This window comes from Mycobacterium sp. TH-M106, assembly GCF_057473765.1.
The window spans coordinates 1-1,635 of the sequence record NZ_JBYCLE010000388.1; the positions used below are offsets into that span (position 1 = coordinate 1).

Annotated in this window: 1 protein-coding gene; it reads left to right on the plus strand. The window is 61.2% G+C overall.

From position 1 onward, the window contains the following. Nucleotides 1-746: 746 nt before the first annotated feature. Nucleotides 747-1,635: MBL fold metallo-hydrolase (locus AC2VOP_RS13840; protein ID WP_486961501.1), on the plus strand; the 889-nt coding region annotated here is incomplete at its 3' end.

The following is a 1,635-nucleotide window of genomic DNA, read 5'->3' on the forward strand; positions in this document are numbered from 1 at the left end:
TGTCTCGGACGCCGACCACGGCCCGCAGGCTGGCGGCGATGAGAAGGTCGCCAAGCCCTGCATACCACAGCTGGATGGGGCGTATCGCGACGGGATCTCCACGAACCCAGTCGAGCCCTGCGGGGCCAAGCAGAACCACCACCGTCCACAGACCTACGGTGACGACAAGCGGCGTTGAATGCGTCATACCTCTTTCCTCCCTACCGTGAATAAAATCCTGGTCGCGTCCCCTTCCTTTTATCCTCGGCTCGCACCGCTTTTGCTGCATCCGCCAACATCGCCCCCATCGTTTCTCGGCAAGGCTCACAGTAACGACCGAGCGCGGGCTGACCGCAACGTTCACAGGCTATCGTCAGATGGGGGTGGTTGCGGACCAACAGATACCCTTCGCGAATCCATTCCTCAATGACTTCGGTCGACACGTCCAGATGCGCGGCCAGTTGAAACACGGTGCACGCAGGCTCCTGCTTCAAATACGCACGTGCTTTCTCAAAGAGCGCGTTTTCCTCGCGCTGACACCTCGGACACAGTGTCCGGCGCACAGGCGCATACAACACCCCACAGCGCGGACAGGTTTCAAGGTTCAAGGTTCTCCCCCCTCTCCGTGGTCTCTTTTCATTGTGCCATGCCTGCACGGCTTAGAACGGACATTTTGGGGACATCTCACAGACCTCCCCCACTTCCCCCACCGGGATGTGCTATGGTGAACACCAAACAAGAGACCACAGAGAAGGGTGTATCACGCTATGAACATCACCGTACTCGGCGGAGCCGAGATTGGAGCGACTTGCCTTTGGTTTCGAACCGCGACGACCGAGTGGCTGGTCGATGCGGGCACGCGCATGGACGAACGCGACCCGCTCCCGGCCCTGTCCCTCTTAGAAGAGGGTCATGCCAACATCCAGGCCATCTTTATCACGCATGCCCATCAAGATCACATCGGGGCCTTACCGCTCGTCTCCAGCCTGTATCCGAACGCCCCCGTCTACATGACTCAAGCCACGCTCGACATCGCTCGGGTCATGCTCGCCGATGCGCTGCACCTCAGCCAACTCGAAGGCCATGCCCGCGTCTTTACAGAGGCACAGCTTGAGGGCCTGTGGGATCGCGTGCGAGTCATGGGCCAAGACAAGGCGTTTCGCTTTGAGAACGTGCGCGTCTCCACGTATTCCGCAGGACACATTCTCGGCGCGGTGGCGCTGGGCTTCGAGACCGCCGACGAAGGCAGCGTGCTCTTTACCGGGGATTATTCCGTCGCGCCAGGACGCCTCATCGGCGGACTTCGCCTCCCCCACGGCACCCACTACGACGCCGTCCTGACCGAATCGACCTACGGTTCACGCCTGCACAGCCCTCGTGCTCAGCAGGAGAGCGACCTCGTCGAGCAGGTCTCTGCCGTCCTCGACCAAGGCGGCTTTGTCCTCATCCCCGCCTTCGCCGTCGGACGCGCTCAGGAAGTGCTCATCATCCTCCAGAATGCCCTGCGCTATCGCAAAGACCTTCGCCCGTTCCCGCTCGTCGTCGACGGCTTGGTCCGACGCATCTGCCCCATCTACGAGTCGTATCCACACCTCCTGCACGGCTCGGCCAAACGGACCCTGCACACGAAAGGCCGCTTGTTTGCCCCGGAAGACA